This window comes from Aquincola tertiaricarbonis (assembly GCF_000969605.1).
Classification (GTDB): Bacteria; Pseudomonadota; Gammaproteobacteria; order Burkholderiales; family Burkholderiaceae_C; genus Aquincola; species Aquincola tertiaricarbonis.
This window is the reverse complement of sequence record NZ_JZUE01000030.1, coordinates 12,397-37,843: the sequence shown is the minus strand read 5'-3', so window position 1 is coordinate 37,843 and position 25,447 is coordinate 12,397. Positions and strand designations below refer to the sequence as shown.

The 25,447-nt window shown below is 68.5% G+C and carries 21 protein-coding genes and 1 tRNA gene; 13 read left to right on the top strand and 9 right to left on the bottom strand.

The window, feature by feature from the left end:
- Positions 1–560 precede the first annotated feature (560 nt).
- Entirely contained in the window at positions 561–974 is a 414-nt protein-coding gene (locus tag VO99_RS24265) for a hypothetical protein (protein WP_157039767.1), read from the top strand.
- Positions 975–1,367: 393 nt separating this feature from the next.
- Here the strand turns inward: VO99_RS24265 and VO99_RS24260 are convergent, their stop codons facing one another.
- From VO99_RS24260 to VO99_RS24245, 3 genes are all read right to left on the bottom strand, one after another.
- Positions 1,368–1,670, bottom strand: coding sequence for a hypothetical protein (locus VO99_RS24260; protein WP_046115528.1), 303 nt, complete (start codon positions 1,668–1,670; stop codon positions 1,368–1,370).
- Positions 1,671–2,008: 338 nt separating this feature from the next.
- Positions 2,009–4,162: a penicillin-binding protein 1C gene (gene pbpC, locus VO99_RS24250; RefSeq protein ID WP_046115526.1), complete on the bottom strand. Its 2,154-nt coding sequence runs from the start codon at positions 4,160–4,162 to the stop codon at positions 2,009–2,011.
- On the bottom strand, positions 4,159–10,044 hold the full coding sequence (locus tag VO99_RS24245; RefSeq protein WP_046115547.1) for an alpha-2-macroglobulin family protein: 5,886 nt from the start codon (positions 10,042–10,044) through the stop codon (positions 4,159–4,161). The genes pbpC and VO99_RS24245 overlap by 4 nt, the downstream gene beginning before the upstream one ends.
- Positions 10,045–10,258: 214 nt before the next feature.
- On the opposite strand from VO99_RS24245, the gene VO99_RS24240 reads away from it, so the two are divergent.
- Positions 10,259–10,334: transfer RNA gene (locus VO99_RS24240), tRNA-Thr, on the top strand.
- Between the two features lie 152 nt (positions 10,335–10,486).
- Here VO99_RS24240 and VO99_RS29200 read toward each other — a convergent pair.
- Positions 10,487–11,053, bottom strand: coding sequence for a diguanylate cyclase domain-containing protein (locus VO99_RS29200; protein WP_052736596.1), 567 nt, complete (start codon positions 11,051–11,053; stop codon positions 10,487–10,489).
- A gap of 212 nt (positions 11,054–11,265) precedes the next feature.
- Positions 11,266–12,912, bottom strand: coding sequence for a PAS domain-containing sensor histidine kinase (locus VO99_RS24230; protein ID WP_046115525.1), 1,647 nt, complete (start codon positions 12,910–12,912; stop codon positions 11,266–11,268).
- A gap of 273 nt (positions 12,913–13,185) precedes the next feature.
- Here VO99_RS24230 and VO99_RS24225 point away from each other — a divergent pair, with 273 nt between their 5' ends.
- From VO99_RS24225 to VO99_RS24215, 3 genes are all read left to right on the top strand, one after another.
- Entirely contained in the window at positions 13,186–13,917 is a 732-nt protein-coding gene (locus tag VO99_RS24225; RefSeq protein ID WP_157039766.1) for a DUF6683 family protein, read from the top strand.
- A gap of 481 nt (positions 13,918–14,398) precedes the next feature.
- Entirely contained in the window at positions 14,399–14,785 is a 387-nt protein-coding gene (locus VO99_RS24220) for a hypothetical protein (protein ID WP_046115523.1), read from the top strand.
- Between the two features lie 7 nt (positions 14,786–14,792).
- The gene (locus VO99_RS24215; RefSeq protein ID WP_046115522.1) at positions 14,793–15,146 is read left to right on the top strand and encodes a hypothetical protein; all 354 of its coding nucleotides are present in this window, start codon (positions 14,793–14,795) and stop codon (positions 15,144–15,146) included.
- Positions 15,147–15,284: 138 nt separating this feature from the next.
- Here the strand turns inward: VO99_RS24215 and VO99_RS30995 are convergent, their stop codons facing one another.
- Positions 15,285–15,548 carry a hypothetical protein gene (locus VO99_RS30995; protein ID WP_198157048.1) on the bottom strand — a complete coding sequence of 88 codons (264 nt, stop codon included), beginning with the start codon at positions 15,546–15,548 and terminating at the stop codon, positions 15,285–15,287.
- A 713-nt stretch (positions 15,549–16,261) separates the two neighbouring features.
- On the opposite strand from VO99_RS30995, the gene VO99_RS31535 reads away from it, so the two are divergent.
- Complete coding sequence (locus tag VO99_RS31535; RefSeq protein ID WP_157039764.1) at positions 16,262–16,510, top strand: hypothetical protein; 249 nt, start codon at positions 16,262–16,264, stop codon at positions 16,508–16,510.
- A 488-nt stretch (positions 16,511–16,998) separates the two neighbouring features.
- Here VO99_RS31535 and VO99_RS24210 read toward each other — a convergent pair whose 3' ends face one another.
- Positions 16,999–17,571, bottom strand: a complete 573-nt coding sequence (locus VO99_RS24210) for a hypothetical protein (RefSeq protein WP_157039763.1) — start codon at positions 17,569–17,571, stop codon at positions 16,999–17,001.
- Between the two features lie 313 nt (positions 17,572–17,884).
- Here VO99_RS24210 and VO99_RS30545 point away from each other — a divergent pair, with 313 nt between their 5' ends.
- The 3 genes from VO99_RS30545 to VO99_RS24200 all read left to right on the top strand — a co-directional run bounded on the left by VO99_RS30545 (position 17,885) and on the right by VO99_RS24200 (position 20,943).
- The gene (locus VO99_RS30545; RefSeq protein WP_198157047.1) at positions 17,885–18,211 is read left to right on the top strand and encodes a hypothetical protein; all 327 of its coding nucleotides are present in this window, start codon (positions 17,885–17,887) and stop codon (positions 18,209–18,211) included.
- A 379-nt stretch (positions 18,212–18,590) separates the two neighbouring features.
- Complete coding sequence (locus VO99_RS24205; RefSeq protein ID WP_046115520.1) at positions 18,591–19,862, top strand: response regulator; 1,272 nt, start codon at positions 18,591–18,593, stop codon at positions 19,860–19,862.
- A 535-nt stretch (positions 19,863–20,397) separates the two neighbouring features.
- On the top strand, positions 20,398–20,943 hold the full coding sequence (locus tag VO99_RS24200) for a hypothetical protein (RefSeq protein WP_157039761.1): 546 nt from the start codon (positions 20,398–20,400) through the stop codon (positions 20,941–20,943).
- 6 nt (positions 20,944–20,949) lie between these two features.
- Here VO99_RS24200 and VO99_RS24195 read toward each other — a convergent pair whose 3' ends face one another.
- Together VO99_RS24195 and VO99_RS24190 are read right to left on the bottom strand one after the other, a co-directional pair.
- Positions 20,950–21,324 carry a response regulator gene (locus VO99_RS24195; protein WP_046115518.1) on the bottom strand — a complete coding sequence of 125 codons (375 nt, stop codon included), beginning with the start codon at positions 21,322–21,324 and terminating at the stop codon, positions 20,950–20,952.
- A 57-nt stretch (positions 21,325–21,381) separates the two neighbouring features.
- A complete protein-coding gene (locus VO99_RS24190; protein WP_157039760.1) occupies positions 21,382–21,819 on the bottom strand; it encodes a DUF4902 domain-containing protein in 438 nt (145 codons plus the stop codon).
- An 84-nt stretch (positions 21,820–21,903) separates the two neighbouring features.
- Between VO99_RS24190 and VO99_RS31915 the strand changes: the two genes are divergently transcribed.
- From VO99_RS31915 to VO99_RS24170, 4 genes are all read left to right on the top strand, one after another.
- Positions 21,904–22,617: a LuxR C-terminal-related transcriptional regulator gene (locus VO99_RS31915; protein ID WP_046115516.1), complete on the top strand. Its 714-nt coding sequence runs from the start codon at positions 21,904–21,906 to the stop codon at positions 22,615–22,617.
- A gap of 443 nt (positions 22,618–23,060) precedes the next feature.
- Positions 23,061–23,528, top strand: a complete 468-nt coding sequence (locus VO99_RS24180) for a GNAT family N-acetyltransferase (protein WP_046115515.1) — start codon at positions 23,061–23,063, stop codon at positions 23,526–23,528.
- 30 nt (positions 23,529–23,558) lie between these two features.
- A complete protein-coding gene (locus VO99_RS30540) occupies positions 23,559–23,807 on the top strand; it encodes a hypothetical protein (RefSeq protein ID WP_157039759.1) in 249 nt (82 codons plus the stop codon).
- 1,102 nt (positions 23,808–24,909) lie between these two features.
- The gene (locus tag VO99_RS24170) at positions 24,910–25,443 is read left to right on the top strand and encodes an Lcl domain-containing protein (RefSeq protein ID WP_046115513.1); all 534 of its coding nucleotides are present in this window, start codon (positions 24,910–24,912) and stop codon (positions 25,441–25,443) included.
- The last annotated feature ends 4 nt before the right edge of the window (positions 25,444–25,447 follow it).

Genomic DNA, 25,447 nt, shown 5'->3' with positions numbered 1-25,447 from the left:
CGCCTCGACTTCCCCGTCCTGCTGCATCCGAGGCTTGTCTGGGCGGTGCCGGCACGCTTCCATGACGCAGTGTCGATGCTGCACGCGATCAGCGAGGTTCCGTCCGCCTCCCCGCCCGCACCAATGCTCGGGATACCGGCGCAGCGTTGCACCCGTTGGCACTCCATCCCGTCATGCCTTATGCGGTGCAGGCGCGGGCGCCGCGGCTGCAGACGGACAAGGTTGGGTCGCTTGTGCAGGCGCGGACGTTCTTCCAGCAGGTGACGGGTCGGTCCCGGGTTCATTTCTTCCTGACCCCAGGCCTGCTCCCCGTGGACCGGTTGCGCCCGCAAGACAAGCGCGGCGACTCGCTGTTCATTGGAACCCCGTAGGTCTACATTCATTCACCCTGGCAGAGGTGCAATCGGCACCGCGTCCGGCATGCAACTCTGGCGCAGCGCGGCCGTGGAAGGGTCTTCGTCATTGATCCTACGCGCATCAAGCTCACCGATGCGGGCTTCCAGCCACAGTAGCGGCAGCACGGGGTGCAGGACGCTCACCGGGCATCGCAGGCGGCGCACTTGGAGCAAACCAACACCATGAAGCTTGGACGCAACGACCAGGTCGCTAGCGAACTGGTTGCCCGGCTCGGGCGTCAGATCCTGAGTGATGCCTTCTACCTCGCCGAAGCCTGGGATCGGCTGGCGCTCGTCATCGAGCTCGATGTTCGCAAGCGGATGTATGGGTACATCTACCGCGGCGACGACTGGGAAGCGGCTTCCCCCGACGGCATGGAACCGCTGAAGACCGCGCTTGCACTGCAACAGGCCATGCGGCTACCCGGAAAGGCGCCGTGGAAGAAGTGCCTGGTCAGGATCACTCGTCCGGCGGCAATCATCGATGTGGACTTTGAGTACGGCGGTGGCGTGTGGGAGCCGGTTACGAGTGATCCGGCAACTCTTGCCTTGGCACTGAAGCCAGCCGACCGGCGTTAGCCTCGAGACCACAACGGCCCGCAACGAGCACAAGGGCAGCCCCACGCGCGACCACTCGCCCGTTCCCCACCGGTTGCCGGGACATCACTGCCGCACGACTTCCTTGCAAACCGGCACAGAGTCGCCTCCATGATCTGAACCTCATGCTCGTTAAACTGAACCTCGGACCCGTCCTGCGCTTTGCGGAGCTTCTTCCGCAGCTTCAGCAGAATGTACGAGAGGTACCCGGTCCCTGCACCGGCGGCGCCGATGGCGAGCGGCACGCCGATCGGGTGGCGGAAAGAATTCCTGCTGACATCAGGACGCCGGTAAGTCCGCTCGCGCAGCGGCCGATAGCGATCCGGACAGCGGCCCGGACTCACCGGCCACCGCTGCCGGCGGAGCCTGCCTGGTTCAGGCCGCGTCGGGCGGCTCGCGGCGCGGCTGGCCGGCAGGCTGGTCGGCGCCTCCGCCGCTGCCCTGCGCACCTGCAAGCCCCTGCGAAGAGCCCTGCGGGACGCCGTCAGCCAAGCCGGTGCGGTCGGTCTGCGATCCGCTGCTGCTGCCGGCGCGCGAGCCTTGGCTGTCGGTGGCGGGCAGGCCGCCCTGCACTTGGCGGGCGATCTCGCTGTCCGCCGGCTGCACCGGCTGGCGGATCTGGCGCGGCGTGTCGCCGTCGCGGGTGGTGTGGTCGTGGGTCTCGCTGTTGTCGGCCATGTTCGGCTCCGGCTGGGGTGATGCCGCCCAGACGGCAAGCCAGGTGCCGCCCGGTGCTCTGACCCGCTTGGCGCACTGCATCGGCCAGTTCCTGCAGCAGCGCCTGTTCCTGTGTGGCACGCAGGGCGTCTCACAGCGCGGCCTCGCGCATCTCGCACAGGCCGCTACGCCCAGCAGGTCGGGCACCGTGGGCAGCACGTCCACCGCCGCCACGAAGCGGGAATCCACACCGTGCGGGTGGCATCGCCTCGGGCCGCGGACTGCGCAGCCGACGGGCGCGTCAACCGCGATCAGGTCGGCAGCCGTCGCCCTGGGCCAAGCCGGGTTGATCTGGCGGTCTACCGCGGCCGCGCCGGCGCCTTGACTGTCGCGCCCCTCACCTCGAAGCGCACCTGCTGCAGCAACCGCCCATCGGCGCTGCGCAGCGCCAGCACGTGACGGCCAGGCCAGGGTGACCACAGCAGCCGCGGGCCGCTGCCCAGGCGCTTGCCGTCCAGGTGCCACACGCCGTCGGCGCCCTGGAACACCAGGCGTTGGGCCTGCGGCGGCATGTCGGGGTCGAGCGCGAACACGCTGCCATCACGCGGTTGCACGATGCCGAAGGGCGCAGCCTGCACGCTGCGCGGCTGGAACACCGCCTGCTCGGTGCCGGCGATGAACCACTCGGGCCGTTCGGGCTCGGCCACGCCTTCGAAGTGGATCGCCTGGCGCAGCACGCCGGCCGGCGGCGCGGGCGGCGGCAGTGGTGGGCCATCGGCCATCAACTGCTGAACCACCTGCCGCCACACCGGCGCAGCGCCGGTGGTGCCGCTGACGTGGTGCATGGGCTCGCCGGCCGCATTGCCCACCCATACCGCCACCGTGTGGCGGGCGGTGAAGCCCACGCACCAGTTGTCACGCAGGTCCTTGCTGGTGCCGGTTTTCACCGCGGCAAAGCCGCGCGTCACCAACGGGCTGTCGAGACCGAAGGTCAGCGCCCGGGCGTTGTTGTCGGCCAGGACGTCGGTCACCAGCCAGGCCGCACGTGCATCCATCACCCGGCGTGCCGCCACCGCGGCGCCCGGCTGCCAGCGGGTGGGCGAGGTCAGGCCGCCATTGGCCAGCGTGCGGTAGGCATTGGCCAGCGCCAGCAGCGTCACGTCGGCGCTGCCCAGCACCAGCGCATGGCCGTGGTAGCCGGCGGTGTGGTCGATCTGCAGGCCCAGCGCATTCAAGCGCTCGAACACCGCGTCGGGCCCCAGCATCGCGCCTACACGCACCGCGGGCACATTGAGGCTGGCGCCCAGCGCGGTGCGGGCAGACACCCAGCCCTTGAAACGGCGGTCGTAGTTCTGTGGCTGGTACAGGCCGCCGATGCCGTCGACGCCGGTGGCCAGTTCGGTGGGTGTGTCGTCCAGCAGACTGGCGGGCGTGAGCAGCCGCCGCTCGAAGGCCAGCCCATACACGAAGGGCTTGAGCGTGGAGCCCGGCTGGCGGCGCGCCAGCACCGCATCCACCTCGTGCGCCGACGACAGCGCGCTGCCGCCGGAGCCCACCCAGGCCAGCACCTCGCCGCTGCGGTTGTCCAACACCAGCACCGCACCGTCCTGCACGTTGTGTCCCTGCAGCTCCGCCAGCTGCTGCTGCAGGGCCTGCAGTGCCACACGTTGCAGGCGTGCATCCAGCGTGCTGCGCAGCGGGCCGGCGGGCCGTGGCCCGGCACGCCAGGCGGCGGCAGCCTGCCGCGCCAGGTGCGGCGCCAGCTGCGGGCTGCCGGCCGCCAGCGCGGCGGGGCCGGGGCGGCGGGTCAGCGCCTGGTCGGCCAGCAGCGCCACGCCGCCACACCCCAGCTGCTGCCGCTGCAGCACGCCGCAGGCACGGCGGGCCACATCGGCGGCCGGTGCATTCGGCGCCCGCACCAGCGCCGCCAGCACCGCGGCTTCGGGCGCATCCAGCCCGCTGGGGTGCTTGCCGAACAGCTGCTGCGAGGCGGCGGCCACGCCCACCAGCTCGCCGCGCAGGGGCACGCTGTTGAGGTAGGCCTCCAGGATCTCGGTCTTGCGCCAGCGCGCTTCGAGCTCGCGGGCCAGGCCGATTTGGCCGATCTTCTGCACCACGCTGCGCCCGCCCGTGGGCCGCGCCAGGCCGTCGTCCAACAGGCCGGCCAGCTGCATGGTGAGCGTGGAGCCGCCCTGGGTGCGGCGGTTCACCGCATTGGCCCAGGCGCTGCGCGCCAGGCCCGGCCAGTCGACGCCGGCATGGGCCCAGAAGCGCCGGTCTTCGCTCAACACCAGCGCGGTGCGCAGCGCGGGCGACACCTCGGCCAGCGGCACCCAGTCGCCGCGGCGCACGGTGTTGTCCACCCGCACGCTGTGCAGCGGCGCGCCCTGGCGGTCCACCAGCAGCACGTCGGAAGGGCGGTGCGCGGCGCGCACCTGCTCGAAGCTGGGGGGCGCGGCCAGGGCCGAGGTGGCCAGCCACAGCAGCGCCGCCGCAGTCAGCGCAGGCCTCAAGGCTGCACCTCCAGCGCCGCATTGGGCAGCTCGGCAAACACCTCAGGTGCGTACATCGCCTCGGCCCGCGTGGGCGGCAGCTGAAAGCGGCCGCTGCTGTTCAGCCGCAGCGTGTAGCTCATCACCTGGGTGCCGCGCGGCATCCACTCGTGGTACGCGCGCCAGGCGGCCGGCGTGCGTTCCACATAGGCCAGCACGCCGGGGCCCTGCGTCACTTCGCCGCGGGTGGCGATGACCGAATCGCGGTCGCCGCCGCCGCCCAGCACCGTGCCGCCGGTGGGCACGGGGTCGCTGACCACCAGCCAGCCGTTGTCGGCATTCGATTGCAGCTCGATGCGCACCCGCATGACGTCGCCGCGCGACCAGCGATCCGGCACCTTCTGCGACACCGGCGTGATGCTGCGCGCCAGCCGCAGGCCGGCGAACATCGGCGACGCCAGCCGCACGGCGGCCAGCGCCTGGGTGCTGACCCAGGGCTTGCCGCTGCCTTGCTGGGTGATGGTGAGCGACGTTGGCGTGCTGGCCTGCGGCCAGGGCAGTTGCAGCAGGCCGCCGGCGGGCTGCGCGGCCCAGTCGTGCTGGCGCTCGGTGCCGGCCAGCCGGGCCACGCTACGGCCAGCGACGGGTTCCTTCTCGAAGCGCTGCGAAAAGCGGCTGAGCGCCAGCGAGCCCCAGGTGTTGGCCGTGGTGGTGGACCAGGCGCCACCGCGTTGCCGCGCCAGCGCACCGGTCACCAGCCGCGGCAGGTCGGCCTGCCAGCCCGGGTCTTCCAGCGTGGCCAGGATCACGCGTACCGCATTGGCGTCGGGGCTGTCCATCAGCCACCACCAGCCGTCGCTTTCTTCGGTGGCAAAGCGCAGCGTGGTGCCGCTGAAGTCGAGCCGGCTGCGCAGCAGCTGCCGCACTTCTTCCAGCCGCTGCTCACGCTGCGGCACGCCGTCCAGCCGCTGCAGGATCTGCAGCCAGTCGATCAGCGCCGCGGTCGGCCAGCTGGCCGGCACCAGGTCGATGGAGCCCAGCATGCGTGGCGTGGCGCGGCCGTGGCGCGACAGTGCCTCGATCGCGGCGAGCTTGCGCACATCCAGGTCAGGCCGCGGCGCGCGGCTGCCGCGCGTGAGCCGGCCTTCGACGAAGGCGGCCAGGCCTTGCAGCAGCGGCTCCTTGGCCGCGGCGGGCAGCGCCAGCCGCGGGTCCAGCCGGCCGGCCTCGTCGCTCACCTGCAGCAGGTAGGCGGTGAGGCGGTCATGGCCGCGCGGCGCGTCGCCCGCGGCGGGCGGGAAGTACAGCGCCAGGCCTTCGCTGTCCAGGTAGTTGGGCAGCTGGGCCACCACCGCCTGCCAACGCGCCACGTCGCGCAGGCCCAGGGCCACCGAGGTCTTTTGCTCCAGGCAGGCGTAGGGATAGGTCTCGAAGAAGCGGCGCAGGCCCGGCAGCTCGGCACCCAGCCGCGGCTGCAAGCCAATGCGCAGGCCGCCGGCCTTGGTGCCCTGCTCGGGCAACGCGCCGGCAGGGGGCGCCACCGGGATGGACAGGCTGCTTTCCAGCTGCGCCAGCGTGGCCTGCGTCACCTGCACCGGTACCGCGGGCGTGACGGCTTGCGGCAGCCGCAGCTGGTCGCGGGCGCTGCCGCCTTGCTCGGCCACCGAGGCGTCCCATTGCAGCGCGCTCACGCCGCTGGGCGTGAGCACCGGCCACACCAACTCGGCCGCGGCACCGGCCGGCAGCGAGACGGTTTGCGGCTGCAGGCCGGCCACGCCTTCGGCCTTCAGCGCCGCCTGCACCGTCATCGCGCGGCTGGTGGTGTTGCGCAACGTAAACACGGCGTTGTAGCGGTCGCCCTCGCGCGCCATCGGCGGCAGGCCGGGCAGCATCTGCAGGTCTTGCGACACACGCACCGGCGTGCTGCCGGTGCCAAAGCGGTCGGCGCCCGCATCGGCGATGGCCACGAGGCGGAAGCTGGTGAGCGAATCGTTCAGCGGCACCTGCAGCTTGGCCTCGCCCTTGGCGTCCAGCATGACGTCGGCCCGCCACAGCAGTAAGGTGTCGAACAGCTCACGCGTGGGGTTGCGGCCGCCACCGCCGCCGGCCGGCACCGCCTTGCGGCCGTAGTGCCGGCGGCCGATGACTTCGCCCTGCGCGGTGGCGGTTTCCACCGACCAGGGCCGGGGCTGGAACATCGCGTCCAGCAGCTGCCAGCTGCCGTTGGGCTGCAGCGCCAGCAGACCTTCGTCCACCGCGGCAAAAGCCACCGAGGTGCCGGCCACCGGCTGGCCTTGCTGCGTCACCTTCACCGTCACCTGGGCGGTCTGGCGCACGCCGTACTGGGTGCGGTCGGCCGTGACCTGCACGTCCAGCTTGTGCGCGTCCAGCCCCACCTGCAGTTGCGTGGCGCCGAACTTGAAGGCCGGCTTGGCCAAGTCCACCATGGCGCCGGGCGGGCGCCAGTCGGGCGCTTCGTGGCGGAAGGCACGCCACCAGTCCAGCGGCGCGCGCCAGCCCCACTGGAACAGCGAGTACCAGGGCACCTCACGCAGGCGCCCACGCAGGGCCAGCACGCTCACGTACACATTGGGCGCCCAGCTGGTGGCATCCGCCGTGGCGTCCTTGGGCAGCCGCGGAATGGGCACTTCCACCACCGGCTCATTGCCGCGCAGCGTCAGCACCTGGGTGTGCAGCACGCCTTCACGTTCCACGGACACCAGCACCGTCGCTTCGCGGAAGGGCATGCGCACCTGCAGCCGCGCGGTGCCACCGGGCGCCACGCTGCGCTGCTCGGGCAGCAGATCGATGCGGTCGTCGTTGTCCTGTGCGAACCAGAAGTCGCCCTGGCCGGTGATCCACACCGAGGTGGCGGCCTGGCTGGCGCGGCCCGCTTCGTCCTTGGCCTCGGCCACCAGTTCCACCTCGCCGGCGGCGGTGAGCGAGGCATCGCACAGCACCAAGCCGCGTGCATCGCTGCGGCCGCTGCACAACGTGCCCAGCGGCTGCACCTCGCGCCGCTGGTCGTAGGCGTAGAAGCCGCCCACCAGCCGCTTGCGCGAGCTGATCCACTGCGTGCGGCGGCCGGTCACCTCCACCTGCTGATTGGCTTTGGGCCGGCCTTGCGTGTCCAGCACCACGGCCTGGAAGCGCACCTGCCCGGGACTGGCTGCCCAGGCACGGGCGCGCAGCCCCACCACCACCGTGCTGGGCCACACGGCCAGGCGCTGGGTGGCGGTCTGCACCTCGCCATTGGGGTCGTCGAAGCGCAGCTCCGCGGTCAGCTCGACCGGCGTGCGCGGCGTGGGCAGGCGCGGCAGCTCGATGCGGGCGGCGCCGTTGGCATCGGTGGTGGCGGCCAGCTTGTCGGCCACCAGGCGGGCGCCGTCGGCGGCTTCTTCACCCACTGCGGCGTCGGCCTCTTGGCCGGGCTCCCGCGGGGGCTGGAAGCTGTAGTCCTCATAGCCTGCGAAGTTGACGCTGCGCTCGCGCCACAGCGCGCTCAGCTGCACCGCTGCCTGGGCCACGCCGCCGCCCGACAGATGGGTGAGCTGCACCGCCAGCGGCAGGCTTTGGGGCGCCACCAGCGGGCCGGCGGGTGCGCTCAGCCGTGCATCCACCAGCGGCACGCGGAAGGCTTCCACCCGGAAGCTGCCGCTGGACCATGCGCGGTCGCCGTGCAGCAGTTCCACCTCGTAGTGGCCCAGCTTGGCGGTGGTGGGCACGGCCCAATCGGCGGTGGCATGGCGGCCCTCGGCCTGCCAGGTCAGGGCTTGTTCGTAGCGGGTGTCGCTGCCCACGTGGGTGATGCGCATGCGGGTGGGCCGGTCGGCCACCGGAAGGGCTTGCAGGCCGCGGCCAGTTTCGGCGCGCAGCAGGTGCTTCATGTGCACGGTCTCGCCCACGCGCAGCAGCGTGCGGTCGAATACGGTGTGGGCTCGTAGCGTGGGGCCTTCGGCGACATCGTCGGGGCTGCCGGTGGGCAGATTGAAGCGCCAGGGCTCGATGCCGCGATTCCAGTCGCTGAACACCCACGACAGGTCGCCGCCCGCGCGAGCGGTGACGAAGAGGCCGGCGCTGTCGGCCAGGCAGGCTTCGCCGCGCCGTTCGTCCACCAGCGGGGCGTTGATGCGGGCCACGCCGTCAGCGCCCGTGCGGCCTTGCCACAGCAGGTGGCCGCGGCAGTCGTTCACCGCCACCTGCGCGTCGGCCACCGGGCGGCCGCGGTCCAGCCGCGTCACCCACACCACGCTGGATTCACTGCCGTGCTTGAAGTGCACGGCCAGGTTGGTAGCCAGCACGCCGGTGCGCACGTACATGGTCTTGCCCTCGGGCAGCAGCTGGCGGCCCAGCTGGGGCGAGGCCACTTCCACCACGTGGTAGCCGGCGCCGGCCAGCGGCAGGCCGATCACCTCGGTGTCAACCGTGCGGCCGCGGGCCGCGGGCAACTGCAGCCGCGTGGTGCCGGTGGCCGCCGGCAGCAGCGGCAGGCTGCGCGTGGCCACCTGGCGCTCCCGCACCACGGTGCGGCTGCGGCCGTCGTCGTCGGTTTCGGTCACCCGCTCGTTCCACTGGCTTTGCGGCAGGCCGGCTTCCTTGGCGCTGAGCGTGCTCTCGTGATACCGGGCCACTCGCCCGATCCAGCGCAGCAGCTCGGCATCGGGCGTGCCGGCGTCCAGCCGCAGGACGGTGGCCGTGCCGCGCGCCTGCGGACCCAGCAGGTCGGCCTGCACATGGCGCAGCGTCAGGGGCAGCACCGCCTGCGGGCCTTCCAGCTCCACGATGCCGAAGGGTGCGGCGGCGAACTTGGCCAGCGTCGGCATTGGGCCGGTGGCCACCACCATCGGAAACGCCGCGGCGTTGGTGAGCGGGCGGCCGCTGTCGTCGGCCAGCGGCGTGGGCAGCGTGAGGGTGAAGCGGGTGTCGGGCGGCAGCGGCGCCTTGAACTGCACCGAGCGCACCGCATCGTCGCCGGCTTCCAGCAGAGGCTGCAGTGCAGCGCCCTGCGCCGGCTGCAGGCGGATGGCCGCGGCCTGGGCGCGCGGCAACGGAGCGGAGAAGTTCAGCACCATCGGCTGCAGCGGCAGGCAGCCGGCATCGGCCCGCTCGCGCTGGCAGCTGAAGTCGGCCGCAAAGCGCGTGCGCACCGTGTACTCGAAACGCTGCGGCGTGCGGGTGAGCACCTGCGGGTTGTCGGCTGAGGCGATGCCGCTGCCCCACACCAGGCGCATGCGGGCGTCGGCCGGCAGCGGCCGCTGGCAGGTCAGCAGCAACAGGCGGTTGGCCTCGGGCCGGCGGCGCTGGCCCTTGTACAGCTGGGCGAGCACCTGCTCGCGCACCGCGCCTTCGACAATGCGCACCGGCAGGCTTTCGCCCAGGCCCTCCACCTCACACACCGCACGGGCCTGCACGCTGGCCGGCGTGGCCGGGCCGTTGAGCGTGAGCAGAAAGTGAGCGTCTTCTTCCAGCTCAGTGCCGGGCCAGGGCTGCACCTGCAGCACGGCCGGGCCGCCGGTCGAAAAGCTGAAGTCGTTGCGACCCTCCAATGCGGTGCCGGTGGCGGGCTGCCAGCCGGCGGCCAGCTGCAGCCGGCATTGCTGGCCGGGCGGCAGCGGCGTCGCCAGGTCGAAGAGCCACACCTGCGCATCGGCCCAGCGGCCGGTGCCGGCGGGCGAGCGGCCATTGCATTGCAGCGTCAGCGGCTGCTTCTGGCGGCCATCGCCCAGCGGTACCACCGCCTCCGAGAAGCGCACGCTGATCTGTCGCACCTCGGCCACTTCGCCTTGCGGCTGCACGCGGTCGATGCGGGCGGCCTGCGCGGGCGGGGGGGTGGCTGCCAGGGCTGCGGTCAGCAGCAGGGCGCCCGTGACGGCACCGCGGCGGAGGAACGAGGGCAAGGGCATCGGCAGGGCTTCCCGGCACATGGGAAGCGGAGCCTAGCCGATACGTCGCGGGCGGCGGCCGGTTGGCGTCGGCAGAGAGCTGCCCGCGGGGTATGGCACTCGCTTGATGAGCAAGCACAACTTGTGGGGGGCTCGCAGCAGACGCGTGTTCCGCGGCTCCATCGCTTCCTGAGCGGAAAGGCGCTGCTGGCGCCGTCCCCTCGCGCAGTTCCATGCCGTCTGAACCCAGTGGAAAACGCGCTTGCATCGTACGCAGGAGGTCGTCGGTTCAAAGCCGACAGACGGCCCCAGATTCAATGCCCCCGGAGCGCCACCAGTGGAGCGCTCCTTGGTATGGAAGACGACCTCGGATTGAACCCATTCGGCGGCTCCCGTTTTTCGTATGTGTCGGGGCGGGCGAACGTGGCACGTCTCTCTGACCCAGCGGCGTGCGGACCTGGGCTCACAAGATCACGGTGAACCCCGAACCTTGCCGAATCCGCAAGTCAAAAACGCTTTCGCTCAACATGGGGATCAGCCGTTGAGCAGTGAAGGCCGAACCGGCCGGCACCCAGACGGCCGTCATGGTGACCCCAAGGGGATGGCGAGCATGCCGCCAGGTAAGGCCGGCGTCGACATCCCAGGCTGCTCTGCGCATGACTTCGATGCGAGCCAGACCTCGCGCAGAAAGCTGCTCCGTGCTGAACGGTTTGAGCGCAACAGTCACCGCAGTCCATGCCGCTGCGACCACGTCGGCAAAGTGACTCTTGGTACAGAAGGCGAGCGCGGCGAACTCATCGCTCGCGCTCCGTGACGCAAGGCACACGTCGGGGGTCGAATACAAGGCGTCGCCCGCCCGCTCCAGCACCCGGTCACCGACCTCGTACCCCAGCACGTCGTTGACCAGCTTCATCAGGTCGATGTCGCAGAACAAGACGCCGAAGCCGTGTCCCTGCCGGATCGCAAGTTCGACCCCAGCCTCGAAGGCCAACCTGCTTGGGAGGCCGGTGGTCTTGTCTATGGTGTCCATGTCGTCCGAATCCGCAGCTGTCGATAGCGCCCGGCTGGCCGCGGTGTACGGCCGCAGCTCGCAGCGCCCATCCTAAGACGCCCTGCCAGCCCGTCGTTTGGCAGCGGTGCACGGGTGCGCCTTGGTACTGAGCCGGCGGTGGCCATCGCAGTTGCCGGGGACTGGGCCGCAGCACGACCTCAGTGGACCGGACTGCGTCCTGTCCCGGCGCGTCACATCCTGGCGGGCGCCGCGGACGACGGTAGGATGAGTTCGAACGTGCTGCCCACGCCATCTACGCTCTCGCAGCGAAGGTCGCCCTTCATGGAGAGAGCGAGCTTGCGGGACAGTGCCAGCCCGATGCCCGCGCCCTCAATGCCAGTGCGCCTCAGGTGCAGGCGCTCGAACGGCACGAACAGCCGCGGCATCAGATGAGCGGGTATGCCCAGCCCAGTGTCTCGTACCGCCAGAACGACGCGGTCGTTCCCTTCCCTCCAGGCGTTCAGCTTCACCTCGCCACCCGGGCGGTTGTACTTGATCGCATTCGAGAGCAGGTTGAGCAGAATCTGCCTCAGCCGCATTCTGTCCGCCTGGACGGTCAAGTCAACGCCGCCCGCGTAGACCAGCTGCCGAATGCTGACACTGTGCGCGCGCGCCCGCTCGCGCACCATGTCCACACTACTCGCCACGGCCTCCCCAAGCGGGGCCGGCGCCAGGTTCAGTTCGAGTCGGTGCTCTTCGATCTTGCTCAAGTCCAGCAGCTGCTCGATCATCGAAAGCTGATGCTGCCCGGCGTCATGTATCAGACCGGCGTACTTGCTCACGATGTCCGACTGCGCATCCAGGCCCGGCATCCGCAATAGCTGCGAAAACCCGATCACGGCGTTGAGCGGCGTCCGCAGTTCATGGCTAAGGTGGGACAGGAATTCGGACTTCGCCTGGCTCGCTTCCTCTGCGGCCGCACGAGCGAGGCGTTCACGTCGCAGTTCGTGCGCTTCGCTCACGTCGCGCAAGATGACTGTGAGCAGTGCGTCGCTGCCCACCCCGACCCGGGACACCGACGCCTCGAGCGGAAACTCTTCGCCGTCCCACCGGCGCCCTACCAACTCGCGGTCGACGCCCTGGCGGCGCGGGCCCGCAGACGCCATGGCGAAGCCGGCCATCTTCTCGGCGTGACCGCGGCGGTATCGCTCAGGCAGCAGGTCATCGATGCGCCGCCCCATCACCTGGGCTGACGACACGCGGAACACCTGCTCCGCAGCCCTGTTGAACAGCGTGATCCGAAACGCAGCGTCCACCGTGATGACCGCCGCTGACACCGAGTCCAACACGGCCTGCAGCTGCTGCTCCCTCGCTTCAGCCTCCTCACCCAGCTCCGCCAACCGCTGCGCTTTCCACTTCAGACGCTGCTCGGTGCGTTCGCGGTCCGTCGTCTCGATGCAGGTGACGAAGACGCCTCTGATGTGCCCGCCATCGTCTCGAAGCGGGCTGTACGAAAAGTTGAAGACGCACTCCTCCGGGTAGCCATACCTTTCAATGGTGAGCTTCAATCCGTCGAAGCCGATCGTCTCGCCTGACAACACCCGCGCGCACATCGGCGCGATCGTCGTCCAGATCTCCTGCCAGGTGACGCGAGCGCTGCCGCCCATCGCAGCCGGGTGTTTCAGCCCGAGGATGGCAGCGTAGCCGTCGTTGTAGATCTGCGTGAACTCCCGGCCCCAGGCGATGTACATCGGCAGCCGGCTCTCCATGACGATGGATGCGGCGATCCGTAGGCTGGCTGGCCAGGTCTCGCGCGGCCCTAACGGAGTGGAAGCCCAGTCCGTGCGGTGGAAGACGCCCAGTGCGTCTTCAATCATGTCGTTGCTGGAATCGGTCATTGGGTAGGTTCGGGCAACGGTCAAGCCGAAAGCAAGCCCCGCGCCGTAGACGAGCGCCGGTTACAGCGACGCACCGCGCTCACACCTCTACGGTGAAGTGCTGCTTGAGGGGAACGATGCCAACGCCGTGCGCTTCGATTCGTCACCATCCGGCGTCGAGGGCATCGCGCCAGCGAGGTAAGCTTTTGGGTGAAGTGCAGGCGCCTCGCGTCGGTTGATCAGACGTCATGTTCGCGCAAGCTGGCACAGCCTGTGTCGTAGAGGAGAACGCTCTTGAGATTGAGTACCTGGCAGAGGACACTTGCTCTGGCGGTCTTGGTGGCCGGCTTGCTTGAAACTGCGGCTGCGCAGAACATGGGGTGGAGCACGATCACCCCTTCGATCGCAGGTACCGACACGCTGGGCCTTGTGCTTCGCGAGCAAATGCAGCAGCAGCAGAGGGGTCAGCGGGGGTCCCCGGACGAACAGACTCTCGCGCAGACCACGTCGCTGCGGTTTACGCCTTCCGAGGCACGGCGCCAGCAAAACTTGGCAGCGTTCGTCGCGAAGACCCGGAGCGTTGATCCCGAAAACGCCGACGGTTTAGCCCGCTTGTTCGCCTCAGGCGACGTCATCGAGAAGGTGGCGCCGATGATCCGCCCCATGGGGCTACGGATCGATGACCTGGGCGACACCTATGCCCTGTGGTGGATGTCGGCCTGGAACGCGACACAGGGCCTCAACCCATCCCCGAGCCGGGAGACGGCGCAGGCGGTGCGCGCCCAGGCTGGTCGTGCGCTCGCTGCGACGCCCAGCATTGCACGTGCAAACGAAGCCGCGAAGCAGGAGTTCGCCGAGGCGCTCCTGGTGCAGGTGATGTTCATCGACGCCGCCGTCGAGCACAACAGAAACTCGCCGCCGCAACTGCGCGCGCTTGCCAAGGCGATTCAACAGGGCGCTGGTCGCATGGGCCTCGACCTGTCTGCGATGAAGCTGACTGAAGCAGGTTTTGTCCCGGCTCGATGAAGCCTGCGCACCGGACAATTTGCCAACTGGCTCGTGCATAGCCCATGGGAACATGAGCGAGGCGGGTTTGATCGAGTATTTCGTTACCCCTGCCCTTCTAGCGCTGACTGGAAACTAACTGTGGTGCTGGGGGACAGCTGGGGCCAGCGGTGACCACAGGGGCTCGGTGACTGGCAGGGGATTGGCTGTATGACCACCATGTAGACGAAGCCAGCCGGCAGCCTGCAAACCCGACGACGAATGCCCGAACCGACCGTCCAGCCACTCGACCGGCGCACCATCGCCCCCAGCCGCTGCCATGCCCGCCACGGCAGCGCCTTGCAGACGGCCGGCTTTGCCGCCTTGAAGGGATCGCTCGCCCACACCGCAGGCAACCTCATGCCCGTGTACGTCGCCCGGAGGGCTACCGGTTTGTGCTGGCCTGTGGCGCGCTGCGGTACCAGGACTCCACGGAGCTGGGCCTGCGCGTGCGGGCTTTGTCGTGGACCCGGCGCTCACCGGGCACGAGCTGGTGGCCGCCATGTTGGCCGATGCCCAGCGCGGCACGCCGTCGTCGCGTTACGGGCTGGACCTGACGGTCAAGCGCATGCTCGACGCCAGTCACAGGCCATCCAAGCGCAGGGCTGCCCAGCACCTCGGGCTGTGGCTCAAGGACTTGACCGGCGCGCGGGCCATCGCTCACTTGCCGGCGGAGGTCCTGGTCGCCTTGGACTGCCCGACAGCCATCCGCGCAACCGGGGTCCCGATACTGCTGTGCAGCTACGAGCGCGACCTTGCGCGTTTCCGGCAGCGGCTGGCACAGGTGAAGGCGGAGCGTGTGCGCTCGGACGCCCGGGCGCTCTTCCGTTCCCTCACCACCGTGCAGTGAGGCGCCCGTGAATCTCAACGAGCTGCGCAACATCCGCGCCCAGCGGGATCACCGGTTCAATCGTGCTTGGTGGGCGTTCTTTCTCATCGGCTGCCTGGCAGCGTTCGTCAGTGTCACCTCAGCAGATGACTTCAGCACGACCCCGTGGCTCATCCTGGGCGGCCTGGTCGGCATGATCGTGGGTCGCCGGCAGCACGCCAGGCGCGTGGCCGAGGCTGATGCGCTGGAAGACGAGAAGCTGGCGCGCGCACAAGCGGCAGAGGCCGTCATGGCCTGGGAGGCGACGCAGGCAGGCAGCAAGCGTCGCGCTCCGCCTGGCCGGGACGAAGACCCCGGCCCGCCAAGCGATGACGCACGCTGAACCATGGTGATCATCCCCTGGCAGGCTCCGATGCTGTAGTTCCCCTGGCGTATGGCGCTTGCCAGCGCCACTCCGAACCCGGACGCTCTTGATTTACCTGACCGTCATGGCCACGGAAGGAGGACCTGATGATGCCTCTCAAATTCGCTTCGACGTGGACCAGACGAGGATGATGCCGCGCTGGCCACGCGCCCACGACTCTTTGTAGGTGGCTAGCTTGTGGATCGTCTCGGAGCGGGCGTTGTTGGTCAGGATCGGCCGCTTGCCGGGCTGCTTCGGCGGCACAGGCGCCTTCGCCAACCAGGGTGAGGCCCCACTCACCACCACCTCTTCCAGCTGACCACTGTCGCGCCGCGACGGATGAACACGCCGCGCTTGACGGGGCCAATGTCGCGAGGCCACAGCGGATCCGGAGTTGAGCGTTGCCCGAACGGCAGCTCATATGGCCGAGTGTCCGACTAGTTGGACAGCTCGGGGGAGTCGGAGGCCTGGCTTTGCCGCAAGCGGGGAATGCCCGCGGAGGAATACCAGCTCTCCGGATGCGGCCAGTAGATGCCGTGCAACGCCGCCGGTCGTCGCGGTGGCTGTGCCGGCAACGCACCGCAAGCAACAGCGCGTGTCGCATGCGGCGGCTTTACCGCCGGCGACGTGGTCGCACCGACCTCACCGCGCCGGGCGACGGCGGCGCGGACTTCCTGCTCCACCAAACTGCGCAACAACGTCAGGAAAGAACCGGGTGTTCCAGTCAGCACGCTGCCGCGCAGCGTGTACCGGGCGCCCACGCCGTGAAGCCGAGCAACCCATCGCAAGCGGCCCCAATAGACGTCAAACCATACCCGGGCCGTGACTGGCGGTCGCGGAAGCGCCGACATGCGAAAGTGATGCAATGGCATGCCATCGGGACGGCAAAGTGCATGCCGCGCTGGGCGGTGTACGCGCCCGCCCTCTACGCGCTGGCGGCGTTTCACAAGCGACATCCAGAACTAGCGCCCTGACCACATGCGGAACTGACCGTCACTTGATGTTCAGTTGGCCATCGATGTTGGCGCTTCGTTCCCGCTGGCCTTGCAGAGGGCGCAGCAGTTGACCGGAACGCCGTCCTAACCGTATCTCCGATGCGAGTGCTCAAGTCCGTTGCGGACGCGCCGTTAGACTTGATTGAAGCAGCAGAGCGCCTCCGCCGATTTAAGAACCAGTTGGTCCACGGCATCGAAGTCCCAGATGCTGAGTTCATCAACGCACAGACACTAGAACTGCGCAGCGTTGTCGAGCGTACTCGGCAGCTGATCGCTCCTAAGAGTGGGCCGGCATCCAAGAGAACAACCAAGAAATCTTCGCACCGCCGCAATGAAGAAGGTCCCTGAGTTGTGGCGTCAGCAGCTAGATCCGATGTCGAGCGGACCTACCCCGGAATGGCAGGACACGTTGCTCATGTCGAAGGTTATAGAACGACTGGTTTGGGGTCGGCCGCCTCACCGTTCCCAGCGACCGCAATAAAGTTGGCGCAACCGTTGAAGATGGCCTGGTCGAAGGTCCTAACCAGCTGGAGTCCGACGTTTGGCCGAACGCCAGACGCACCCTCTTGGCCGGAAGCGCGTTATCTACGTCCGCTTTGCGGACGCCTGCCCTAGGGTATGGCGGTGCTGCCGGCCCGCGGCAATCATGGCAGCGGACTGTCGCTGCACGGCGGCGGGCGATCGCCCCCGTCGAACGCACCCTTTCAAGCAAACTGCAGGCCTGCCCTCCCCTCGGCGAGCCACAGGCGTGTCCACGAAGCGGACGGTCAACGCACCGTTTCGAGCCTAAGCCGACCCCAACGGCGACGCCTAGGGACGACCACCACAACGCTCTGCTAGCGGAACACCGGCTGCCTGCGGCCAGTGCGGTGCAACGCGGCCAGTGCAACGAGCACCAAGACGAGCGTGGCCGGCGCCGGCACTTCCGTCGGCACGTCGTCTAGGACCCGAACGTCCGGGTCCGCGCCCTCACGGCCGGCAAGGTACACAAACAGCACATACGCCAAGGTCCCATCGCCGTCGCGAGGAACCTCGAAGAAACCGGAGATGTCGGTGAGGCGACCCGGTTCCTGCACGCCGCTGGACGTGATCTGTGAAGGCGTGCCTGCGGACACGGCCGCATAGACGGATTGATGGAGGCCACCGGCATCGAAGGGAGCCGCCACGGTGACGTCGTAGTCAAGGCTGAAGTGCCACTGTGCGAGCGCCGCGAAATCCTCATAGCGCACGGGAACCAAGAACTGGCCGGCGCCCAGACCGCCGCCCAAGCTGCCCAGCGGGTCAAGCATTTCAGGTGGCGTGGTCATCGTAGGAGAACCCGTCAAAATCACCGCTGCTTGCCCGCTTGCCAGTGCCAACCCCATCGAGAGGGTCACGCCCCATCGTCGAACCACTCGGAATCTGGACATGGCACTGCTCCCCTGCGTTGTGCTGCTCGGACACACGCCATCAATCTAACGTTCACTGATCCGCAGCGCGCGCGGCAATCTAGGGGGTGTGCGCCAGAGTGTGAGCACCGGTTGCCGTAAGGCCCCGTATCGCCGGACATGGCACGCAAAAGTGACGCTGGCCGGCCGCCCTGACGGCCTGCAGCCCCCCAGACGGGATCGGTCGATGTCACGTGGCTCATTGCACGTGGCACCTGAAGCGCCGCGTCGTGCGCAGCGCCCGATGCTTGTCCCGCGAGCCGCTTTAGACTAGGGCATGGACTCCACAGGACCGATGACCCCTGAGGCACCGGACGCCCGGCTCTGGAGCGCTTTGCATGCATTGCGCTACACCGATCTCGTGCTCAAAGCTGGCGTGGTGTGTGCGCTGCAACCCTTTGCCTTCACGACCGCTTTGGCGGTAGCAGTGAACAAGAACGGGTACCAGCGCCGCTACTGTTATGAACACGAGCACGACGCTCGGGCGGCGCTCGCCGCGTGGGATGGCACGGGCCACCCGGGCGGCCCATGGATCAAGTGCAAAGGGGTCGGGGTCGATCTGCTGAACCCGGCCTGGTCAACCTCAGCGACGCGCGTCTCGACGGCACTGCGCAGACGTTAGCGTTGGGCCCTGTTGCGTCTGCAGACGTGCGCTGCTGTGCTGGTCGTGACACCCCATCGCCCGTTGAGGGCGATGCCACGAAGACGTGACTCGTTCAAGTGCAGGCGGCACGCGAACACGGCGTCCGCCTTCTGCGCCCAGCAAGTAGACGCTTGTACGTCCATCGCTGCTCGGTTGACCCTTGAAGCGGCCGCGCCGATTGCGGAGAACAGGGTGACAAGCGTCGGGCGACGCACGACGCGTAGGTGGTGCCCTCACAGGTGCTTGTTTCAAAATTCTTCTTCTCGGTGGCGTCAGTCGTGAATATGCGCCCAGGGCTCGACACGGCGTGCTCCAGTCGCTACAAGAGCTCCCTTTGCCCCGCGCTTGAGGCCAGCCCATGACGTTCGATTTTGCGGAGTGCCTGACCCACAGCGCGCGGATGGTGGCGCCGCGCATCGTGGCGCAGCAGTTGGCCTGCACTTTCGACCTTGAGGTGGTCACGCTGCGCGTGCACGGGGATGCAGACCCCGTGGTGCGCTGCCTGCACCGATTGCTGCTCGGCGCGTTGGACCTGCTGGACGCAGGCCTCATTTCGGTGCTGGGATCCGTCGATGACAAGGGCTTCCCCACACTTCGCGTCACCGGCGCGGGGGCGGCGGCGCGGGGCGACCGCCTCGATCGCGCTCTGCGCGCGCTTGGCGTGCACACATCCATGGCGTCCCAGGGCACGTTGCGCATTTGCGCCGGCAACTGCCCCATCACCGCGGCCACCCTCCGGTTGGTGCATGACGAGTTCGAGGGCTTCGTGCTGGACGCGCGGCTGCCGTGTCAAGCCATCGCCGTGCGCGATCTCCGCCTGCCCAACGCGCAGGGTGCGGTGGCGTGGGCGCGTCTGCCTCAAGAGCCGGCGGGTGACAGCCTGCGCCGCAGGCTCGAGCGCTTCGGCTGGCGAGTGCGGACCTGCGGTCCGCAGTCACCGATCGCCAGCAGTCGATCCCGCCTGCTCACCGAGCCGCCGGCGTTGGTCATTGCCTACGAGATGACAGCCAGCCTGCCGGCGCTGACCACCGAATGGCTGGATCTGCCGTATCCAGCGGCCACCACGCGTGTGCTCTGCACGCCGCTGGGCAACCCGATCTTTGAGCAGGTGCCGGTGGGATGGCGCGTCCTTGCTTTCCCGCTCAGTCCGTGGGAGATCGCGCTGCTGACGGCGGCGCAGGAGCCGGCGTTTGACGTCGACACCCTGAGCGATCCCCTGCGGGACGCCCAACCGATGCGCAAGCTGCTGATCGTTGACGACAACCCCGTGAACCAGGCCGTCATGAGCGCCATGGCCGAGGCGATGGGCTACGAGCCCGTGCAAGCCGACGATGGCCTGCAGGCGGTGCACATCTGCGAACAGGAGGCTCCGGCAGCCGTGCTCATGGACGTCAACATGCCGGGCATGGACGGCATCGAAGCAACGCGGCGCATCCGTGACGGGCAGCGTGCGGGGCGCATCGCGCCGTTTCCGATCCTCGGCGCCAGCGCAGATGCAACGGACGCCAACCGAACCGCATCACTGGCCGCGGGCATGGACACGTTCCTCGCCAAGCCGCTCCTCATCCAAGACGTGGCAGCCCAGCTGCGTCGACTGTGCCTGGATCCGCCGCGCCAAGCCCCTTGGTAGCGCGCGAACTGCGTTGGCCGGGGGCACGAATGGTGTGGCGTGGGGCACACCAAGCAATGCCAGCGGCCTGAGCCGAGTGCCACGGCGTCAATACGGGGCCCGTCCACCGAGACCAGCGCGACCACATCGGCAGGCACACCGGCGCCCGGGTGGGCAGGCCCTGTCGGCGTCAGCGTGGCAGGTGGCGAGCCGCGGGGTGTCCGCCAGCGTTTGTCAAAGCGGCGAGCGCGCCCATCAGCATGTGGTCATCCCGGGAACGAGGAGCCGTCCGGGGCCATGATGAGCCGGCACCAAGGGGTGGCCGCCACCCCTGACCGTCTGCAGGCCATACAAAGGCGGGCCTTCTGCCCCGGGGTCCATTGCCAGGTTGACAGCCGACGGTTCCATTGACGACCACCGCGGGCCATCTGCATTCCCCAGCCCAGCCAACGCAGGACGTCGGGGGGCCGTCGGGCCCGGTGGCCTGCAGCCAGGAACATGCCTTGCCCCACGGGCGGGTCACCACTGGCGATGGGTCAAAGCGAGGAGCCACCCCGTGAGTTCATGGAACGCGTTGAAGGGCGTGCACGACTGGTATGCCGAATCCGCCGCCGCGGTGATTTCGTCGGGCGGCGCGGTCGTGCCGTCCGTGATGGTTTTGGCTCGGAGCCGGCAGCCCGGCGGGCTGATGTGTATTCCCCTCACCTCTGCAACCACGAGCCACTTGTTCGCTGCCGCCGATGATGGGCCGCTGCTGTCGTTGGCCAGCGCTTTGGTCACCGGTCACGGCGCCGAGGCGCGAACGTTCGAACGTGTCGCGGGCTTGGCGTCCTGGGGCTTGCTCGTGCTGTCACAGGCGTGGGTGGTGGCGCGCTACGCCGTTTCGGCCCACGACCCGACGGCATCGCTGGAGCTCCAATCTCCCCAGGAGGCACTTGTTCTGACGTTCCACACACCGTTTGGCAGCCGGTCGGTCGTGCACCCGATCGCAGCGGCGCCTCGCCGGTGTGCACTCGTCCCGTTTCCGTCGGCGCACGCGCCGACGGTCCTGGTGCGACATGTCAACGCAGCAGCCGCACCCCGCGTCACCGCGCTCCACTGAGCCGGTTCACCTGCAGGACTTCGTCGCCAGGTGTTCAACGACCGCGAGCAGCTGGCGGTACGCATACGGTTTGGTCAGGTAGTCGTCGCAGCCGGCCCGCCGGATCTCCGCTTCGTCGCCGAGCATCGCCATGCCGGTGACAGCCAGCACGCGGATGTCGGCGCCACCGGGCATCGCACGCAGACGTTGGACCACCTCGAAGCCACTCATTGCTGGCATGTGCATGTCGAGCAGGAGCACGTCAGGTCGCAGCGCACTCACCAAGCGCAGGCCCTCGGTACCGCTGCGTGCGTCATGGACGTCGTGCCCCGCATGTCGCAGCACCACGCACGCCAGTTGGCATGCCATCGCATCGTCGTCGATCACCAGCACGACGGCCATGGGAGTTCGCTGAGTCCCGTGGGGGGTCGCCGGCGACACGTACGCCGTGCAGCCGGTTCAGGCCGCCAGCGCAAACGGGGTGGCGGGATTGGGACTGCTGCGGCGACCGTCCTGCAGTTGCAGCTGCCGGTCTCGGGACAGCACGTGCGACTGCCAGGGCAACGTGTGCACCGCTGTGGAAAGGTACACCATGCGTTGCTCGTCCGGCAGGATCCGGCCATCCCGCTCGTGCAGCACAACGTTGGACAGCACGTTCATGGGATCGGTCATGGCCACCGCCCCTTTGGCCAGCGCCGCCCAGTCCCAGGCCAGACCCACCAAGCGCTTGTCGACCGTGGTGGTCCACAGCACTTGCCCATAATCTGCGCCCGTTTCGGCATGACCGTGCAGTTTGGCCAGCGTCAGTTGGCTGAAACGACACAGCGAGCGGTTAAATTCAGATACGGAAACGAGGACGGGCGTCCACGTTACCACCGACCACACGGGAACTTCCATGGGGAACTCCTGAAGAGTGAATGACAAAGTGTGGGACATGAAGTGCACCGCGCCAACTAGCGGATCGTGTAGGGTCTGATCAGCATGCTGCTCAAGCATTATTTCGACGTCAGTCAGGCCGACGATATCGACACCTTTCGCACGCGCCTGATAGCGATGGCGGGCGCGCTTGATTTTTCGCTCGTCACCAGTGTGCTGGTCGTCGAAGATCCGGTGCTCGGCAACCACCAGTTGCACGAGGTCGGCAACATCCCACCCGCCTTTGCGACCGCATCACGCAGCCCGGACGCGGTGGTGCGCGACCCGGTCATCAAGCGCTTGAAGTCCCTGTCCGTGCCGTTCGCCTACGACCAAGAGCTCTACGTGAAGGAGCAGGCCGGCGATCTGTGGGAAGAGCAGGCACCCTTCGGCTACAAGAGTGGCATCTCCTTGGCGCTGCACCTGCCGGAGGGTCGGCACTTCTTCCTCGGTGTGGACCGTGACCAATCGCTGCCGCACGACGAGCACCTGTCCCGGATGATGGCGGACCTGCAACTGCTGGCGGTTCATGCCCAGACCGCCGCATCGCGCCTGCTCACTCCGGCACCCGTCCCGCAGGGGCTGGCGCCCAAGCTGACCAAACGCGAGATCGAAGTGCTCAAGTGGGCCATGGAGGGCAAGAGCAGCTGGGCCATCGGCCAGATCTTGGGCCTGTCCGAGCATGGCGTGAGCTTCCACCTGCGCAACGCGTACGGCAAGCTCAAAGCCTCGTCCCGCACCCAGGCGATTCTCAAGGCGAAGGCGCACAACCTCTTGTGAGCCCGTGGCCGCCCGGGAGGGCGAGCCACACGACGGCCTTACCGGTGCCAACGGCACCCCCGGCCAGCCCGGCGCCGGGCGCGGAAGTGGACGGCGGCCCCCTGAGCGTGCCGCTCCACCACCCTACATGGTCGTGCAGGTACCGGCACCGCGCGGGCTCCGACAAACTGCATTCCATCGAAACGCAGTTTGTTCAGGAGCCTCCATGCAGCACCCGACGAATCAAGCCCCCGGTTTTCCGCGCGTTGGCTTCTGAGTTCACCCAGTCCTCAATTTAACCGCCAGGATAACCCCATGACCTCGTTCCCCCGCGTCGGCTTCTGATTGGCGCCGGATTGTCCGGCAGACTCGTTCCGCGCAGCGCCTTCAGCCTGCACCCCTATTTGGCCCCTTGCACCACAGCGGGGGCCAAAACTCTTTATTGAATTTCAACGGAGGCGAGCGTGGACGCCTTGGATTCCGTTGTGCGCTCCGAGTACTCGTTGAGTCGCGTGCGCTTGCATGAGTACGCCGACCTGCCCTTTCTGTGGCTGGAATGCGTGAGTGGGAGCACCCAAATCGCCGCGTCGGCGAGCACGGTCCGCCTGGCACTCACTGGAGCGACCGCCGTGGTCGCCCAGCGCGGTGCGGCCGGACGGATCATCGGCTTCGTGGTGCTGCGCGCGCAGTCCGTGGTGCTGCTCTGCGTGCGACCCGCGTTCAGGCGCCAGGGCGTCGCGTCCGCCCTGCTCCAGCACGTGGTCCGCCACCATGGTGCAACGCAGGTCGATGGCAGCCTGGTTCCGGTTGGCAGTGCCTCGCTGTACGGGCGCTGCGGCTTGCGCCTGGCGCGTCAGACCACGCCGGACCGCTCGACCGACACACGAAGCACGTTGACGCTGGTGCAGGTCGGCGGGCCGACAAGTCGGTGATGCGGACGCCTGCTCGACGGGAAGTTGCACATGCCAGCTTTCACCGGTTTGATCGTCCATCGAGCCAGCCTGCGGACCTGTGAATTCGCGGCCTGGTACTCGCTCGACATTTGGCCTTTGCCCTGGGTGGCACATGTGGCGTGGCTCGATCACTGGGTCGAGTTTGAAGGAACGATTGCCGATCAACGCGCATTGACGTTCATGTTCGAAGCACGTGTGCAAAGCGCGATCGAAGCGGCAGTGCAGAAGCTGGCCTACAAGGTCGACGTGCCGCTGTGACGCGGCCCATATCCCGGCCTTGCGCGATGGCCGATGGCCGCTGGCCGTGCCTTACCCCATGCAGCCTGTCAGGCTCGGCGCCACGAACGCGGTCGTGCGCCCAGCTCAGCCAACGGACAACTGCATCGGCCGCACGTACAGGTAGCCTTGAAACCCGTCGCAGGCTGCCTCGATCAGGGTGTGTGCTGGCGCCGGCATCTCCACACCGTCCGCTACCGTCTGCAGTGACAGCCGCTCCGCGAAGCCTGCTCGGTGACCCGGTAGGCCGGCAAGCGCCGTGCACCGCAGCGGGTGCGGCGCCTGCGCGCAGCGGCGCAGTGACTGGTCGCGCCGGCTGTCTGCTCGCGGTTGGTCGGGCGTGGTCCAAATCATCACCGGACCGCTGCTGGCCGCACCGGTCACCGCGCCGTCACGGGCCGCCTGTAAACTTTTATTTGTCCTGCCCGACGGCCGGCTGCGGACCGCGTGCCTCCTGTGGCCCACTGAGGTTCACACACCACGGACAAGCGGGTGCGTCTCGGCAGGACACATCGCCGGTCGATGCCACCGACGGCGGCACTGGCCAGCGGCATAGGTGTAGGGCGCGTCACATCGCCCGGCCCGGGGGAGCTGGCACGCCGGTTCCCAGATCGCACGTTGCGCCCAAGGCACGGGCCGACACCTGCCAGCCCACCTGGCTGGATCGGGCTGAGGGCTGTGCAGACGCCCTGCGCCAGGCAGCGCCCGTCCGGGGACGTGCACCAAGACTTCAAACCGACCGCCGGCTCGCAGCAACCACGTTGCCCCTAATTCGACAGTGTCGAAGTCCTCGCAAGCAGGCCACACTCACGGCAACGGCGAACCTACGTGCCGTCAACCATCCATGTGCCATCCAGCTCGCTTCCCATGGTATGGGCCGTTCATCGGCCAGGTGCTGTCGCGTGGCGCGCAAGCCGCGGGTCGGCGGTTTCGGCGACGCAGACCCACCGGGGCGTCCGCCCCTCAGGCGACAGCGGCCCGCTGCAGTCGACGGTCCGGCGTTGGGCACGACATCCCGCGACACGTGGCGGAGCGGGTGACTCGATCGGCGGCGCAAGCGGCAGCACCTTGGACAGGTTCGCTTGTGCTGGCCGGGGCCCTGCTCGGCGGGTATCCGGCAGGGGCGCAAACCGTGGCTCCCGGCCCGTACTACGCCACCCCGTCCTGGGATCAGCAGCTGCCTGCGGCGTCCCGCTTCGTGGTGCTCGCCAACTGGAACTTGGAAGCCGTCCTGGATCGGGAAACCGGATTGGTTTGGCAACGTCAGCCCGCGGAGACCGCCCTCGCCCACGCGGCGGCGCACACCGCGTGCATGCTGGTGCGTACGGGAGGACGCGGCGGATGGCGGTTGCCCACGGTGGACGAGATCGGATCCCTGCTGGACACGACGCCGGCTGCCGCCGGCAGTGGCCTGCCGATCGGACACCCCTTCATGGGCGTTGCCGGCGTGGCCTTCCAAACGGCCACTCACGAGTTCTCCAGCGACGGCACGTTTGCTGTGTTCGTCCAGCGGGTGGGACCCAACGCGGACCTGTTGAGCGCCATCCCGTCCATTGCGCTGCGTTATTGGTGTGTGCGAGGCGGTGCCAATGCGCAGCATGTGCGGGGTCGCAACTGACGCG